We start from the raw sequence: 17,039 nt of genomic DNA, 5'->3' as shown, positions 1-17,039 counted from the left end.
ACCCGGTATCCGCACATATGTTCTTTTTCAGCAGTAAATGACCTATTTCTATACTATTCGACACCTTCTACGACCACTCGATAACTTGACCTGGTCCATAACGCGGATTCAGGTAGGCTTCTAGCGGACAGTCCAACAACCGTACAATGATCCCCCGACGACTTTCAAGCGGCTGTACCTGCATAAGTAGACCGTCTACCCGAACCTCTGCAAGCTCCTCAGCCTCTTTCCACATCCCTTGCCATACCATTTCCATTGGCATCACAGTATATAGTGTCATTGAGGTAGCTCCCTGCTTTGCTCCCCTGACAGTGTCTCTGTAGGAGTTCCTGTGGGACTGGGAGAAAAAGGAGCATACGGAGCCTGCTGTTGAATCCCAGCGATCCCGTTTTGCTGACGCCGCGTTTCAATAATGGTGTTCAGCTGTTTTAAAGCCTCTCCGATGCCTCCAACCGCGTCCATCAATCCATACTTCACTGCATCCGCTCCCCCAACCGCTGTACCAATATCGCGGTTTAACTCACCGGTTTTAAACATCAGTTCCTTAAACTGCTCTTCTGTAATACGAGAATGAGAAACGACGAAGCGTACAACACGTTCCTGCATTTTTTCCATGTATTCAAAAGTTTGTGGTACTCCAATGACCAGACCGTTCATCCGAATGGGATGAATGGTCATCGTCGCACTCTCCGCAATGTAGGAATAAGTGGAAGACACAGCAATCGGCACACCGATGCTATGCCCCCCACCTATGACAATAGTCACCGTTGGTTTACTCATCGATGCGATCATTTCAGCAATAGCCAGTCCTGCCTCTACATCACCACCAACTGTATTCAGCAAAATCATTAATCCTTCGATACGAGGATTTTGTTCTGCCGCTACCAACTGGGGAATAATGTGCTCATATTTTGTCGTTTTGTTTTGAGGCGGTAAAATGAGATGCCCTTCAATCTGACCGATAATCGTCATGCAAAAAATATTGGACTCGCCTCCAGGCATGGAAGTTTGACCCAGCTGCTGCAAAGCCTCCATAGCAGGTAAAGCGGGTCTTTGCCCAATTTCTGGTTGATCTGGCGCTTCCGTTTCCTCGTTGCCAGATGTTAGATTGCTGTATTGTTCCATATGGGTGATCTTCCTTTCGCTTTACGCATCTATATGACCCGTATTCACCCTATAGTATGGGATGGAAATGGAATATTTTATACCCGACCCCATGCTTTTCCTTGTCCCGCAAAATCAAAAAAGCCTCTCCTCCCGCGGAAACCGTCCAATATTTCCTGCGGGAAGAGAGGCGACTGTGTGCCTGTGACTTAAGTTTTTAATTCAGGTTTTTGAACAAATTTCAATTGAATCACACTTCCATTATAATTGGCAGGATCATCGGTCTGCGACGAGTTTGCTCATACAAGAAGCGACCTAGTGCATCCTTGACATTTGTCTTGAGGGAAGCCCATTCATTTACATTTTCACTCATGAGCTTATGCAGTGTACTTGAGACAATACGATTTGCTTCATCCAGTAGACCTTCCGATTCACGGACATATACGAAACCGCGGGAAATGATATCTGGGCCTGATTTAATCGTTCCGTCTTGCTTGCTCAGCGTGACAACCACCACCAAAATACCATCCTGTGACAGCAATTTGCGGTCGCGCAATACGATATTTCCTACATCCCCTACGCCTAGTCCATCGATCAGTACGTTGCCTGCTGTAACTTTACCAGCTCTGCGTGCTCCGCCATTCTGAATTTCAATGACTTCACCGATATCCGTGATGAAGATATTTTCAGGCTCTATACCTACGCCTTCAGCAAGAAGAGCGTGACGACGTTGCATTCTAAACTCACCATGAATTGGCAAGAAGAACTTTGGTTTCATCAGATTCAGCATCAGCTTGAGTTCTTCCTGGCTTCCGTGTCCAGAAACGTGGATACCTGGATTAGCTGCGCTGTAATATACATTGGCACCCAGACGGAACAGTTCATCAATTGTGCGTCCAACGTATTTTTCATTACCCGGTACCGGAGTAGCTGCGATGATGACTGAATCCCCTGGAAGAATGTCAACCTTTCGATGTGTGGAACGAGCCATTCTTGTCAAAGCGGACATCGGTTCACCCTGACTGCCTGTGCAGAGAATAACTACACGATCCGCTGACATTTTGCCAACTTCTTCAGGCTCAATCAGCATTCCATCTGGAATTTCCAAATAGCCCAAGTCCGAAGCAATACCTACGACATTAACCATGCTTCGACCAATAACTGTTACTTTACGTCCCGTAGCTTCAGCAGCATTAATTACCTGCTGAATACGATGTACGTTAGAAGCAAAAGTGGCTACGACCACACGCTGTCTCGACTTGCGGAAAATGTCTTCCAGGACAATACCAACGCTCTTTTCCGAAGGTGTAAAGCCCGGTTTCTCGGCATTTGTACTGTCTGACAAAAGAGCCAGTACACCACGTGTGCCAATTTCAGCCATACGCTGCAAATCTGCATATTGTCCGTTCACCGGAGTATGGTCAAATTTGAAGTCACCTGTATGAACAACAGCGCCTTCAGGAGTATCAATACATACACCTACAGAATCCGGAATACTATGGTTGGTTCTGAAGAAAGTTGCTTTTAGTGTGGAACCCAGCTTGATTTCGGAATCAGCATTGATCAAAATACGTTTGGTTTCACCAAGCAGATTCGCTTCCTTCAGCTTGTTTTCCACCAATCCCAGCGTCAATTTGGTACCATATACTGGTACATTCAAATGTTTCAACACGTAAGGCAAACCGCCGATATGGTCCTCGTGACCATGAGTCAGCACAATGCCTCTTACTTTGTCGCGGTTCTCTGTAAGGTAGGAAATATCAGGAATAACGATATCAATGCCCAGCATGTCCTCTTCCGGGAATTTCAGACCGGAATCCACCACGACAATGTCATTGCCGTATTGAACGACATACATATTTTTCCCGATTTCACCGACGCCGCCCAAAGCGAAAATCATCAATTTATCGTTGTTTGTTTTTTTAGACAAATGAATCTAAACCTCCTATGGTAGTTGGACGTCGTACCTTGATTTGTTTATTTAATTTTCAAAAAAATACCGCACCCAGTCACTTGACCCCATTATACATGATTAAAATAAGAAAAAACAAGTCATCCTGTTCGTTACGCTAGGTTTCCCATTGCCGTCTGAAACCATTAGTATCTGTCATTTTATCTACATACATGGTTGAAAGCACAGCAAAAAGGACGTCCTATAAGAACGCCCTTCACGCTGGAGAACCTTGTCAGACAATAAACTCTATCGGTTTTGTACCTACCGACTGCCCTTAACAAGGATACTCCTTAGTATTAATTAACAGCTTACATTCCTATTTCTCTTTAGCGGGTAAATAATTTCTTAATAAATTCCGCTTCATCCTCAGTTGGAGGAATGAGTGGCAACCGAACCGAACCTACCTTAATCCCCCGTAATTCCAATGCATATTTTACTGCCACCGGATTAGGCAGAGGATGAGGACAGCCAAACAAACCCTTGAAAATCGGGAACAACTGCTGATGCAACTTGGCTGCCTCCTGCGAGTGTCCTCCTACAAGTGAATCGATCATCTGCTTCATTTCAGCACCTACCACATGACTCGCTACGCTGATAATACCATAAGCACCTACAGCCATAGCAGGCAACCCAGAAGCATCATCCCCGGAATAAACCAGAAAACCTTCTGGCGCTGACGCTGCAATCTGTGTGACCTGCGCAAGTGATGCACATTCTTTGGTTCCCACAATGTTCGGAATTTGTGCAAGACGCAGCGTTGTTTCAGCTGTTAGACTCGCTCCAGTACGGCTTGGAACATTATACAGTATAGCTGGAAGGGATGTGGAGTTTGCAATACTTTCGAAATGCTGATACATCCCTTCCTGATTCGGTTTATTATAATATGGTACTACCAGTAGAACACCATCTGCTCCTGCCTGCTCCGCGGCACGGGTTAGATGAATAGAGTGACGCGTATTGTTGCTTCCAGTCCCGGCAATAATTTTACATCGTCCAGCTGCTTTTTCTACAACAAATGCAAACAACTTGATTTTTTCATCATCGCTCAGGGTAGGAGACTCCCCTGTTGTTCCAGATACAACAAGTGACTCTGAGTGCTGTTCTTCTATTAAGTAATCAATCAACGAGGACAATGCAGTCCAGTCAATCTCTCCTTGCTGATCAAAAGGTGTCACCATTGCGGTAATCAATCTGCCGAAGTTCACCATGCTGCCTCCTTTTTGCAAGTCCGAGCACGGACAATGCACCTATTGATGGAGTTCAAATTTATTATGCAATGCGCGTACAGCCTGCACCATATCTTCTTTTTTAACAAGTACCCAGATCGTCGTGTTGGAATCTGCGGATTGAAGGATCTGTACGTCTGATTCTGCCAATGCCTCCACAATCGTCGCCATAATGCCCGGTACCCCGTTGATACCACCGCCTATGACAGAAACTTTAGCACACCCGGCCAGTATCTTAGGTTCTAGACCCAAACCGTTCAATACTTCAACCGCTTTGCTTCCATCATGATCGAACACAGTATAAACTGCCCCCGATGGAGTTACGTTAATAAAGTCAACGCTGATTCCATGTTCAGCCATAGATTTGAATACTTGTAATTGCAAGTGCTCCAAACCCGGCTTTAATTCAACATTAATCTGAGTGACATTGCCGACATACGCAATACCGGTCACGAAACGGTCTACGATGTCTGCCTGCACGTCTTTAAAGCCTTCCGGGTGGGTAACTAACGTACCTTCTCCTTCGGAGAAGGTAGAGCGAACACGGACCGGGATATTAGCCTGCATGGCGATTTCAACAGCACGAGGATGGATAACCTTTGCTCCCTGATGAGCCATATTGCAAATCTCCGTATAGCTAACATGTGTAAGTGGCTTTGCATTTTCCACAATGCGCGGATCGGCGGTTAATATACCATTCACATCCGTATAAATATCGACCATATCCGCATGTAGAGCAGCACCCAGAGCAGTAGCTGACGTATCGCTGCCGCCCCGACCCAAGGTGGTCATATCACCGTCTGCTGTTTGTCCCTGAAAACCTGTCACAATGACAACTCTGCCTTGGTTCAACTCTTCAACAACACGGTCTGGCTTTATATCCAAAATACGAGCATTGCCGTATTGATCATCCGTAATAAAGCCCGCCTGTGCCCCAGTTAGCACCGTAGCAGGAATACTTTCCTTCTCCATCAGGCTGCATAATGTAGCAGCAGAAATGATTTCACCACAGCACAGCAGTAAATCCCGCTCGCGCTTCGGAAGACTGTCGCCGTTAGACGCCGCCCAATCCAGCAGCGTGTCGGTGGCATAAGGCTCTCCTTTTCTCCCCATGGCCGACACAACAACAACCAATTGAAGATTTTGCTCCAGCTCCCGCTTCACATGTGCCAGCACAAGTTGACGTGCTTCAGGTGTGGACAGCGAGGTTCCCCCAAATTTTTGCACCAAAATACCCATTATTCTTCCCCCATATCGGAACGTTACTCCGCGTTTGCAGCAATAATTTCCGCGATTTGCACCGCGTTCCATGCCGCTCCTTTGAGCAGATTATCTGATACAACCCACAAATTCAATCCACGGCTATTGCCCAAATCACGGCGTACACGCCCCACAAATACGTCAGGTTTTCCAGCAGCTTCGGATGCCAGTGGATAAAGCTGAGCAGCAGGATCGTCCACTAGCGTTACTCCCGGTGCCGAAGCCAGCAGATTGCGGATTTCTTCTAAATCATAATCTTTTTTAAGTTCTACATATACAGATTCCGAGTGACCGTATACAACAGGAATACGTACACACGTTGCTGTTACGTCCACAGATTCGTCACCCAGTATTTTTTTCGTTTCACGTACCATTTTCATTTCTTCCAGTGTATAACCATTGTCCTGGAATTTATCGATTTGCGGGATAGCATTGAAAGCAATCTGATGCTTTACTGGCAACGAGCCTACTGGCAACAGATCAGGCTGAACTTCATCACCGTTAAGAATCGCTGCGCTTTGACGATTCAATTCATCAATAGCTCGGCTTCCAGCCCCGGAAACGGCCTGGTATGTGGATACTATGATACGAGAAATGCCATACTGATCATATAATGGTTTCAAAGCAGCTACCATCTGAATGGTGGAGCAGTTCGGGTTCGCAATAATTCCTTGATGCTCGGCAATTTTGTCGCTATTCACCTCAGGCACTACAAGAGGAGCTGTCGGATCCATTCGGAATGCATTGGTGTTGTCAATGCAAACCGCTCCATGACGAACAGCATGCGGCGCCAATTCCTTACTTACGTCTCCACCTGCACTAAACAAAGCAATGTCGATTCCTTCAAAGCTGTCGGGGGTAGCAATCTCTACTGGAATTTGCTGACCTTTAAAGCTAATTAACGTGCCGGCAGAACGAGGCGAAGAAAGAAATTTGATTTTGTCCACAGGAAAATCCCGTTTTTCCAGCAGATTTACGATCTGTTCTCCTACAGCGCCTGTTGCTCCAACGACAGCTACATTAAACTTTCTATTGCTCATCTGGTGTATCTCCCCTTCTCGACTAAAAAACCATTTTTTATTCTGAAAGCATCCACCGCCAACAAGAAATTAGACTCGATACAATATCGAATCATCTTCTAGGCGAGGGATGCTCAGCAGTTAACTATAGTACTTCATGGGGTCTTGCGTTCCACAATCATCGGCTGAAGCTGTTTACCTTGCAATGCTTCATAAGCAGCCTCGGGAATCAACTCCATGTTAGCTACAAGCGAGTTCGGCTTTTTAACTGGATTGTCCTGTCCGAACGGCACAAAAAAGATATTTTTGGCTACGAGTAATTTGGCGATATTGGCAGCATTTAGACCCAGTCCATCATTAGTAGATATGGCTAAAAGAAGTGGACGACCGTTGCGCAATTGCGCCTTGGCAGCCATCAAAACCGGACTGTCTGTCATCGCATTCGCTAACTTACTCATTGAATTCCCCGTCAAAGGTGCAATCACCAGCACATCGAGTATTTGGGAGGGACCCAGTGGCTCAGCCTCCACAATTGTAGAAATGATATCATTCCCTGTTATATCTTTCAACTGTTTTTGCCAACTTTGCGAAGTACCAAAGCGAGTATCCGTTGTTAGTACTGTATTGGATATAATAGGAATGACCTTCGCACCCTCATCAACAAAGCGCTGTATAACAGGCATTACCTCTTCAAATGTGCAATGTGAGCCTGTAATTGCATAACCTACTGTTTTCCCTTGCCAACTCATTGTGCATCCCCCCGATCAGGATTATCTTCCATTAACAACTGCACCAGCGTATTCGCTATAATGGCACCAGCAGTTTTGGGAGCAACAATACCGGGAAGACCAGGGGCAAGCATAGCCTTGATTCCACGCTTTTCCGCATAACGGAAATCACATCCGCCCGGGGCGGAAGCAAGATCTATAATCACGGTGCTCAATGGCAATTTAGACAGGATTTGCGCTGTGATAATCATAGAGGGTATCGTATTAAAAATCAAGTCAACTCCCTTTGTCTCTTGCGCTAAATCCCTTGTCATAAAAGGCTTCCAACCCATTTCCACGGCTCTCGCTGCATCCTCTGCCCGCCGTACTCCAACCTTCACTCTGGCTCCCAACCCCTGTAGTGCCCTTGCCATGGTAAATCCAGTCCGTCCCATGCCTAGAACCATACAATCTGCACCGTGAATCGTAAAATCGGTATGCTGAATGGCCATCATCAGTGCGCCTTCGGCCGTAGGTATAGAGTTGTATATGGCCACATCATCTCTCTCCAGCAGCTCTACCAGCTTTAACTCATGTCTGGTACAAATTTCTTTTAAGTACGTCCGCGCCATCCCTGTATATACAACACAATGCGGTGGAAGAGCAGCAGCATGCTCATTCAGAAACTGGAGCTTCTGTGCTCCAAAAAGTGCATTTACGTTGCCTTCCTCATCGCATCCCACCACCGGCAAAATCAGTGCGTCTGACGATTCCAGCAGCTTGACAGACATTGGTTCTAGTGTCACTCCTTTGAGTGGTACTTCAAGCTTGTCAAAACCGACCACACTGACGGTAGCATCCATGTCCACACATTTGCGGATTACCTCAAGCTGCCTCGCATCGCCACCCAAAACAACGACGCGTATTCCTGTTAGCATCCGGATCACTCCTTTCCGAGACACGATATGCTTTTAGTCTATGCGAGTGCCCGGAGAGGGGTGAAAAAACACAAAAAAAAGCCGCCCCTTTATGAGGCGACCTTTATTTGCATGCTTACTCTTAAGCAAGAAATTTGAAGATTTTACAAAATAGACATTCGTACATCGCAAACCAACCATAACCTCAGCGTCCTGTATGGCCAAAGCCTCCAGCACCACGCACTGTTTCAGATAATTGGTCTACTTGTTTCAGCTCTACCTCAGGTACAACCTGAAATACCATTTGTGCAATTCGCTCATTGCGCGTAATCGTAAACGATTCCTCGCCCAAATTAATAAGAAGTACCTTAATCTCCCCACGATAATCCGCATCAATCGTTCCCGGTGTATTGAGACAAGTAATACCATGCTTAAGAGCCAGTCCACTTCGCGGACGGATTTGTGCCTCCAATCCCGCTGGCATAGCTATTGCAAATCCAGTTGGAACGAGGCAACGTTTGCCGGGTTCCAGTACCAGATTTTCCTGTACTGCTGCATACAAGTCAAACCCTGATGCAAGCTCTGACATTTTGCGGGGCAGCTCAATATCTTCATTGCCCGCGAGTCTGTTAATTTCCACGTAAGTTAACAAAATAGTCCCTCCTCATATCCTTTACCGCTGAATCACTCGCTCCCACCATCGACAGGGCAAACGGCTCCGAGAACATCCGATCCAGCACTTTATTCACATCATTTGCCGTCACTTGCTCGATATGCTCGATCATTTGATCCAGCGTATAATGCTGACCAAGCATCAATTCATTTTTTCCAAGCCGATTCATCCGGCTACCTGTACTTTCAAGGCTTAAAATCAAACTTCCTTTTAATTGCTCCTTACCTTTACGAAGCTCATTAGCGTCCAAACCGTTGACAGCCACATCTCGTAAAAGCTCCAGCGTCAAATCCAACACGTCCTTTGTTTGCTTAGGAGCCGTACCTGCATAGATCGTGAACATACCACTGTCCGCATGGGAGCTATGATAGGAATAGACCGAATAAGCCAGTCCACGCTTTTCCCGAATTTCTTGAAACAAACGTGAACTCATGCCGCCGCCGATCGCGTTATTCAGCAAAACCATAGCATACTGGAGTTCGTCACCCGTTGCAAATCCAGGCAGGGATAAACAAATATGATTTTGCTCCGTTGCTTTCTCATGATACAACAGCTCACCGTTAAACGCAGGTACTGTCAGCGGCGAAACGGTTCCATGATTATCAAAATGTCCAAAATGTCGCTCCAACAATTCTACCAAGCGATCATCAACATTACCAGCCACACTGATAACTGTATTGTCGATTGTATAATGCTCCCTCATATAATGGCTGAGATGTGAGCTATCCATAGCAAGCAGGTGATCTTCGGTTCCGAGAATCGGATAAGCCAGTGGATGTTCACCATAGGCCGCGCGAGATACAAGATCATGCACCATATCATCCGGTGTATCCTCGTACATGGAGATTTCCTCCAAAATCACATTCTTCTCTTTTGCCAATTCTTCCTGATCTAGTTTGGAATTAAAAAACATATCAGACAGCACATCAACTGCGATCGGTAGATGCTCATCCAACACCTTGGCATAATAGCATGTATATTCCTTCGAAGTGAAAGCATTAACATTTCCTCCGATGGCATCGAATTGCTCAGCGATTTCCTTAGCGTTAAAACGCTCTGTTCCTTTGAAAAGCATGTGTTCGATAAAATGAGAAATACCGCTATTGTCCGGCGTTTCATTTCGGGAGCCGGTTTTAACCCAGATACCGAAAGAAACAGAACGCACGGTTGGAATTTTTTCAATGACCACTCTTAGGCCGTTTTTGAGTTGAATTCTTTCCACGATTGGCCCTCCTAAACTGAATTGCATACTTAGCCATAATGTTCAATCCTAACAGAAAAAAGACGTTCACTCAACCAGAGCAGGTAGCTGTCGATCAGGGGAAAGTGTCTGACTGACAGTTCCGAGCACAAGTCCCTTACTACGAATGGCATGGATCATGCCTTTGAGAGCAGCCGCTGAGGAATCTGTTGGGTGCATTAATATCAGTGTGCCTGATTCAACCTTACTACTGATTTTGTTAATCACCGATTCCGGTGACGGATGTTTCCAATCTACAGTGTCCAATGTCCACAACACTGTTTTGAGCCCACGTTCTGCTGCTATATCCACCGTTTGCTGATTAAAATCGCCCGATGGAGGGGCAAACCAGTTATTTTTGACGCCCAAAGTTTCTTGAAGAAGCTCTTGTGTCTTTTCAATTTCTTGTGTGGCTCTGGCCCGACTCAGACGGCTCATATTCGGATGAGAGTAAGCATGATTCGAAAGCTCATGTCCTCTTTTTTGAATCTCCTTGGCGAGTTCAGGATTTTTTTTCAGCCAACTTCCATCAAGAAAAAATGTGGCCTTGACCTTTTCCTGATCCAGCGTGTTCAGTATCGGCAGGATAAATTCATTCCCCCATGCTACATTGATCATGAAGGATACCATTGGCTTTTCGGGATTCCCCCTGTAAATTGGAACATTACCAAGCTGATTTAAATGTATTTTAGGTGCCAATTGCCGATATACATATTGAATGGGTCGATCCGGAGATGCAATCGCTTTGCGATAGGTAGCTTCCAAATCCACCTCCAGTCCGTTGTAGCCTGGAATAGCCTTCCATACCCTGTCGATCTTGGCATCAACTGGTTCCCGCCGCTGACGGGCTGCCTCTGTTCTTAGTCGCTGCATAAGCGCATTATCGGGTAAAGCCGCCATCGCCATCGTTGTTTCAGCTTTAGGCTCCCCAACTCCTGTAGCGTCTCCATTGCGTAATTGATTAGCGAAGTCACGAACCCCGCTAAACTGTCCGATTACCAGTGTGATGGCTAAACTGGCTACCACCCACACTGCTCTTTTTGCCCTACTCATGATTCCTTCATCCTCCCGCCCGTTTGTCCACATTGTATGCGGGGAGGACAAGAACTATGACGCAGTAGCCTCTAGAAGCCTACTTTGGCACAGCTTGTGCATATGTATGAAAAAAGAGCCAGAAACGTAGCTCTGCCTCTTTCCAAAAGCTTAAACAATGCTATTCAAATCCCTTGTACTGTTAATATGAAAAGCTACTCCTGCCTTTCTAGTCTGCAACATGCAGGTACCTAGGATTTTGCAGGTGCTTCTGCAGTCAGAACAGCCTTACGGGACAGATTGACACGACCTTGTTGATCAATTTCGGTTACTTTCACCGTAATTGTATCCCCAATAGCAATTACATCTTCAACCTTGGCTACACGTTCAGTAGACAGTTGAGAAATATGAACCAGACCATCTTTGCCCGGTAAAATTTCAACAAATGCACCGAATTTCTCAATCCGTTTTACTGTACCGATGTAAATCTCACCGACCACGACTTCCTTTACGATACCCTCAATAATGGAACGTGCTTTTTCATTCATCTCTTGATTTGTGGAAGCGATGAACACACGACCATCTTGTTCAATATCGATTTTCACGCCGGTTTCTTCGATGATTTTGTTGATGATTTTACCACCAGCTCCAATAACATCACGGATTTTGTCCGGGTTAATGTGCATCGTCATAATTTTTGGAGCATACTGAGACAACTGCTCACGTGGCTTCTGGATCGCTTCCATCATTTTGCTAAGAATGAACAAGCGTCCTTCTTTAGCTTGCTTGAGCGCATCCTGTAAAATCTGGCGGTCAATACCGTTAATTTTAATATCCATTTGAATGGCAGTTACGCCTTCCGCAGTACCAGCAACTTTAAAGTCCATATCGCCCAGGTGGTCTTCCATCCCTTGGATATCAGTCAATACGGAAACATGGTCTCCATCCTTGATCAATCCCATCGCTACACCTGCAACCGGAGCTTTAATCGGTACACCTGCATCCATCATAGCCAGTGTACTTGCACAAATACTAGCTTGTGAAGTCGAACCATTTGATTCCAGTACCTCGGAAACCAAACGGATGGTGTATGGAAATTCAGTTTCGGAAGGAATTACTTTGGAAAGTGCACGTTCACCAAGAGCACCATGTCCGATTTCACGACGGCCTGGCGCACGCAAAGGACGAGCCTCACCTACGCTGAATGGCGGGAAATTGTAATGATGCATGAAGCGTTTTGTTTCTTCCAGATCAATACCGTCCAAAATTTGTACATCACCCAATGCACCAAGTGTACAAATGCTAAGTGCTTGCGTTTGACCGCGTGTAAATAAGCCCGAACCATGAGTACGCGGCAAAATGCTAGTGTCGCTTTCAATCGGACGAATTTCGTCAAGCTTACGACCATCAGGACGCACTTTATCATGCGTGATCAGACGACGTACTTCTTCCTTGACGATATCATAGAGAACTTCGCTCACGTCGCTCAAAAGCTCAGGTGTCTCTATGTATTGTGATTCAAAATGAGCAACTGTCTCTTCGTTGACTGCATCAATCGCCTCTTGACGGGCGTGTTTTTCTGCAATTTTAACAGCTTCCATTAAACGTTCAGCTGCATAAGCACGTACTTCACTGTTCACTTTTTCATCAACAGCATGCAGTTTAACCTGCATTTTCTCTTTACCTGCTACTTGCACCAATTGTTCAATGACTGCCACAATGTTCTTAATCTCATCATGACCGAACATAATAGCTTCCAGCATAACTTCCTCTGGAATCTCATTGCCCTCGGCTTCTACCATCATGATGGCATCTTTCGTTCCGGCTACAACCAGGTACAGATCGCTTGCATTCTGCTGTGCAATATCCGGGTTAATCACAAATTGCCCGTCTACACGTCCTACAGCGACTCCACCGATTGGCCCATTAAAAGGTACATCCGAAATGCTAAGTGCTGCCGAGGTTCCGATCATTGCTGCAATTTCAGGTTCGCAATCCTGATCGACACTCATAACCAGGTTCAACACCTGTACATCATTCCGGAAACCTTCCGGGAACAATGGACGAATTGGACGGTCTGTCAAACGGCTCGACAAAATCGCTTTTTGACTCGGACGTCCTTCACGTTTAATAAATCCGCCAGGAATTTTCCCTACAGCATACAATCTTTCCTCATAGTTTACGGTCAGGGGAAAAAAGTCCAAATCTTTCGGTTCACGGGAAGCGGTCACGGTACAAAGCACAACTGTTTCTCCGTAGCTCACTTTAACTGCCGCATTGGCTTGTTTCGCAAGACGTCCTGTTTCCAGCACCAGCTTTCTTCCGCCGAGCTGCATTTCTACGCGTTGCTCCATGGTATCCCTCCATTTCATTTCATTGTAAAAGTTCTATACATATCCAGTATTTCCTGCGCAGGGCTTATTCATAAGAAGCTAGCAGACAAATCAGGATATGTAATTCAAAAAAAGATTCCTCATTTCAAAAAAGAACCCGGCTGCTGTCCGCCGTCGCCTTAGCAGGGACAAGCGGTGAACAACCAGGCTTCTTTTCTCATTACATGTCTGAAAATTAACGACGCAGTCCGAGACGCTCGATCAACGCACTGTAACGTTTAACATCAGTCTTCTTCAGGTAAGCCAAAAGTTTACGACGCTGACCGACCATTTTCAACAACCCGCGGCGGGAGTGATGGTCTTTCTTGTGCGAACGAAAGTGACTTTGCAAGTTGACGATGTTTTCAGTAAGGATAGCGATTTGTACCTCTGGTGATCCTGTATCGGATTCATGAGTTTTGTACTCCTCGATCAATTGCTGTTTACGCTCTTGAGTCAATGCCATCCTGTTCACCTCCTTCATTATAATCGCCATTAGCCTCGTAGCCGCCGGTGAAAGCGGACAACCAAGCTAAGGTTCATCGTTGTTTACACAACATAAGTCAGTATAACACAGCGCCTGTCTTATGTAAATAAATTAGCCTAACAGCTTTTTAGCCGTTTGTGCGTCATTGCCAATTTGGCTGATCAGCTCATCCACCGAAGAGAATTTGCGTTCAGGGCGGATGTAATGGTGAAGCTCCACAAGCACAGAATTCCCATAAATTTGCTGATTAAAATCAAATAGGTGTACCTCAAACGACGGATTCAGCACACCTTCATGAAAAGTAGGCTTAACCCCTACATTCATTACACCATTTATCCAACGATCGCCTACAAGCGCCCGTACAGCGTATACACCCTTGATCGGAATCACGTAGGTATCATCCAGTTTGAGATTAGCGGTCGGAAAACCGATCGTACGTCCGCGCTTCTCTCCATCCATTACAGTACCTTGGATACGATAAGGACGTCCCAACCAGCGAGAGGCATGTGCTATATCCCCGTTCTGTAAAGCACGGCGAATGCCAGAACTGCTCACCTTGTCCCCATCCAGTTCGAACGGTGATACGGTGTGTACAGACATCAGCTCTCCTCCCAGCTTACGGAGGGTATCCTCATGCCCGGCTCCCCGGTGGCCAAACCGAAAATCAAAGCCTACTACCGCTGTTCGAATTTGCAACGGAAGCAGCACATCGCTTATAAACGCCTCAGGGCTGACCTTAGAAAATTCTTCGTTAAAACTCAAAATATAAAGTACGTCCACACCCATATCAGCCAGAATAGTCTGCTTGTCCGCAAGCGGTGTTAAATAACCTTCATAATCGCCTTTTTTCATGACTTCCTTTGGGTGAGGATGAAATGTCATGACAGATACCGGCACTTGCTGTTCACGAGCCAGCGCAACGGCCTTACGTATCACGCTTGCGTGTCCCAGATGAAGACCATCAAACTGACCGATCGCCGTGACCTGTGGACGTCCCCATTGCTGCAAAAGCTCATCACTCAATGGATAAGATAACGATACGGTAATCATTATTAATTCACCTGCATTTCACATCATTTGACTAACTTCGTCAAAATTATAGCACAATTCAAGGTAAAAAAACTTTAATGGGAGCGATCGCGTCTGATTCATCCCGACCATATATGCCTAAAAACGTTTTATCCTCTTTATACAAACGGAAGGGCTGGTTGTCCGTCACAGGTGGTGAAATCATATTCAGCGACAGACGTTGGCCTTGCAGAGCCGCAGTTACCTTGGCTTCAGCCACTATATGCTCAGGCATATAGTCAATCGCCTGATCCGTTGTAATAAGTCGCTCTCCAAGACTACCATCCGCTACGAAACGCTCTATCTCTTCGAAAGTCAGACAACGTTCCGCAGGAATTCCCGCAGACATGGTTCGCTCCAGCTTAACCATCGTTGAAGGATATCCTAATTCACGGCCAATATCAACACATAGTGTACGGATATAAGTACCTTTGGAGCATAAGGCACGAAAAGAAATATCCACATACGCCCCCGTCTCCGCGAATCCCGTCATTTCCAACTCGTAAATGCTCACTTCACGACTTTTGCGTTCCACGGTTTTGCCTTCTCGAGCCAGTTCATATAGACGTTTGCCATCCACTTTTAGCGCGGAGAACATTGGAGGCACTTGGGAAATCGTACCAACAAAACGTTTCAAAACCGCTTTGACTTCCACTTCCGTCACCTCTACTGGACATTCACTCTCTTCCGTGATTTTCCCAGTCAGGTCTTCGGTATCCGTAGCAATTCCTAATCGCAGTGTAGCCCGATATTCCTTGGGCCGCTCTTGCATGTATTCCACCACACGGGTGGCACGTCCCAGACACAAGGGCAAAACACCGGTTACTTGCGGATCAAGCGTTCCAGTGTGTCCGATTCGCTTCATACCTAATAAACGGCGAGCCTTGGCCACCACATCATGAGAGGTAAATCCAGCAGGTTTATAGACAGGTAGAACGCCTTCCCAAGTTGCCTGTTCCTTCTTTATCGGGTTCATAGCTCAGACTTCACCCGCCCTACAACTGTCTCAATGATATCTCCCAGCTTACCCTCTAGACGGCAGCCAGCTGCACGTACATGTCCACCGCCCCCAAATGATTGAGCCAGCGCAGCTACATCAACATTTCCTGCCGACCTCAAGCTGGCCTTGACCGCTTGATCATTAATAACCTTAAAGAAAATGCCTACCTCAACTCCACGAATATTTCTTGGATAATTCACAATGCCTTCCAAGTCCTCATTTACAGCGCCACATTCCGTCATGTCGTCAGGTGATACTACGACCCAAGCAACTTTTCCATCCTCCGACATCGTGAGCGTCTGCAATGCTTTTGTCAGCACCTTCATTTGTGGAAAAGTCATCTCCTCGAGCAATTTCTCGGATAAAGATGGACCATCTACACCGTAAGCAAGTAGCTGTGACACAGTAGACATCACTTTCGGTGAAGTGTTGGAGTAACGGAAACCTCCTGTATCCGTTAGCAACCCTGTATATAAAGCCGTAGCTATTTCGACATCCCAAGTTACTGCGAACTCTTTCAGTAGGTCAAAAAGAATTTCTGCTGTTGCCGCAGCATCCGATTTAATCACATTAACTGTACCATACGCATCATTCGTTGGATGATGATCAATATTCAGGATAATGGCATCTTCCGTAAAAAACTGCTCTGTCAAACCAACACGACGGTAATCCGCACAATCTACACAAATGATCCGGTTGTATTTCCGTTCTGGCGGTTGCTGGCTCATATCCATAATCTCATCGGCATGCCATAAAAAATCCATACGCTTGGGAATAGGTCCCTCATTTAGCATGGTAAATTTCTTCCCCAGACATGAGAGAAGCCAGCCCACCGTTACGGTGGAGCTGACTGCGTCTCCGTCCGGCTGTACATGCGATACGATCAGGTAATCATCATGCTCCAGAATAAATTCCTTCGCTTGTTGAAGCGCCTGTTCATAGGTATGCATTGCCTTCTCCTTTACATTCAGTTCATGGTT

At 46.0% G+C, this 17,039-nt stretch carries 16 protein-coding genes; all 16 read right to left on the bottom strand.

All coding sequences use genetic code 11. The features are described 5' to 3' along the window. Positions 1–67: 67 nt before the first annotated feature. The gene (locus NLX82_RS11780) at positions 68–280 is read right to left on the bottom strand and encodes a YlzJ-like family protein (protein WP_023988229.1); all 213 of its coding nucleotides are present in this window, start codon (positions 278–280) and stop codon (positions 68–70) included. Then, positions 277–1,125, bottom strand: a complete 849-nt coding sequence (locus NLX82_RS11775; protein WP_023988228.1) for a ClpP family protease — start codon at positions 1,123–1,125, stop codon at positions 277–279. Before NLX82_RS11775 ends, NLX82_RS11780 begins: the two co-directional genes overlap by 4 nt. Positions 1,126–1,354: 229 nt before the next feature. After that, entirely contained in the window at positions 1,355–3,034 is a 1,680-nt protein-coding gene (locus tag NLX82_RS11770) for a ribonuclease J (protein ID WP_013309942.1), read from the bottom strand. Positions 3,035–3,384: 350 nt separating this feature from the next. Next, positions 3,385–4,266 (bottom strand): 4-hydroxy-tetrahydrodipicolinate synthase, encoded by an 882-nt coding sequence (gene dapA / locus NLX82_RS11765; protein WP_028542708.1) that lies wholly within the window; start codon positions 4,264–4,266, stop codon positions 3,385–3,387. A gap of 39 nt (positions 4,267–4,305) precedes the next feature. Next, entirely contained in the window at positions 4,306–5,523 is a 1,218-nt protein-coding gene (dapG, locus tag NLX82_RS11760) for an aspartate kinase (RefSeq protein WP_076156870.1), read from the bottom strand. A gap of 23 nt (positions 5,524–5,546) precedes the next feature. Further along, positions 5,547–6,584, bottom strand: a complete 1,038-nt coding sequence (locus tag NLX82_RS11755; RefSeq protein ID WP_013309939.1) for an aspartate-semialdehyde dehydrogenase — start codon at positions 6,582–6,584, stop codon at positions 5,547–5,549. A gap of 134 nt (positions 6,585–6,718) precedes the next feature. Next, positions 6,719–7,312, bottom strand: a complete 594-nt coding sequence (locus NLX82_RS11750; RefSeq protein ID WP_023988226.1) for a dipicolinate synthase subunit B — start codon at positions 7,310–7,312, stop codon at positions 6,719–6,721. Beyond that, on the bottom strand, positions 7,309–8,208 hold the full coding sequence (dpsA, locus tag NLX82_RS11745) for a dipicolinate synthase subunit DpsA (protein ID WP_028542709.1): 900 nt from the start codon (positions 8,206–8,208) through the stop codon (positions 7,309–7,311). Before dpsA ends, NLX82_RS11750 begins: the two co-directional genes overlap by 4 nt. Before the next feature lie 184 nt (positions 8,209–8,392). Continuing rightward, positions 8,393–8,839 carry a dUTP diphosphatase gene (dut, locus tag NLX82_RS11740; RefSeq protein ID WP_013309936.1) on the bottom strand — a complete coding sequence of 149 codons (447 nt, stop codon included), beginning with the start codon at positions 8,837–8,839 and terminating at the stop codon, positions 8,393–8,395. After that, positions 8,817–10,082, bottom strand: coding sequence for a M16 family metallopeptidase (locus NLX82_RS11735; protein WP_023988223.1), 1,266 nt, complete (start codon positions 10,080–10,082; stop codon positions 8,817–8,819). The genes dut and NLX82_RS11735 overlap by 23 nt, the downstream gene beginning before the upstream one ends. Positions 10,083–10,148: 66 nt before the next feature. Continuing rightward, entirely contained in the window at positions 10,149–11,153 is a 1,005-nt protein-coding gene (locus tag NLX82_RS11730) for a polysaccharide deacetylase family protein (RefSeq protein ID WP_254348130.1), read from the bottom strand. Between the two features lie 230 nt (positions 11,154–11,383). Further along, positions 11,384–13,486 carry a polyribonucleotide nucleotidyltransferase gene (gene pnp / locus NLX82_RS11725; protein ID WP_023988221.1) on the bottom strand — a complete coding sequence of 701 codons (2,103 nt, stop codon included), beginning with the start codon at positions 13,484–13,486 and terminating at the stop codon, positions 11,384–11,386. Positions 13,487–13,700: 214 nt separating this feature from the next. Then, a complete protein-coding gene (gene rpsO, locus NLX82_RS11720; protein ID WP_007430074.1) occupies positions 13,701–13,970 on the bottom strand; it encodes a 30S ribosomal protein S15 in 270 nt (89 codons plus the stop codon). Positions 13,971–14,102: 132 nt separating this feature from the next. Continuing rightward, positions 14,103–15,041, bottom strand: coding sequence for a bifunctional riboflavin kinase/FAD synthetase (locus NLX82_RS11715; protein ID WP_023988220.1), 939 nt, complete (start codon positions 15,039–15,041; stop codon positions 14,103–14,105). A 58-nt stretch (positions 15,042–15,099) separates the two neighbouring features. Then, positions 15,100–16,035: a tRNA pseudouridine(55) synthase TruB gene (gene truB / locus NLX82_RS11710; RefSeq protein WP_023988219.1), complete on the bottom strand. Its 936-nt coding sequence runs from the start codon at positions 16,033–16,035 to the stop codon at positions 15,100–15,102. After that, on the bottom strand, positions 16,032–17,009 hold the full coding sequence (locus NLX82_RS11705) for a DHH family phosphoesterase (protein WP_023988218.1): 978 nt from the start codon (positions 17,007–17,009) through the stop codon (positions 16,032–16,034). Before NLX82_RS11705 ends, truB begins: the two co-directional genes overlap by 4 nt. Positions 17,010–17,039 lie beyond the last annotated feature (30 nt).

Source organism: Paenibacillus sp. A3M_27_13 (assembly GCF_024213315.1).
In the GTDB taxonomy this organism is placed as follows: Bacteria; Bacillota; Bacilli; order Paenibacillales; family Paenibacillaceae; genus Paenibacillus; species Paenibacillus polymyxa_B.
Note: the sequence above shows the minus strand (reverse complement) of the source record. Positions and strands in the feature narration are given on the sequence as shown.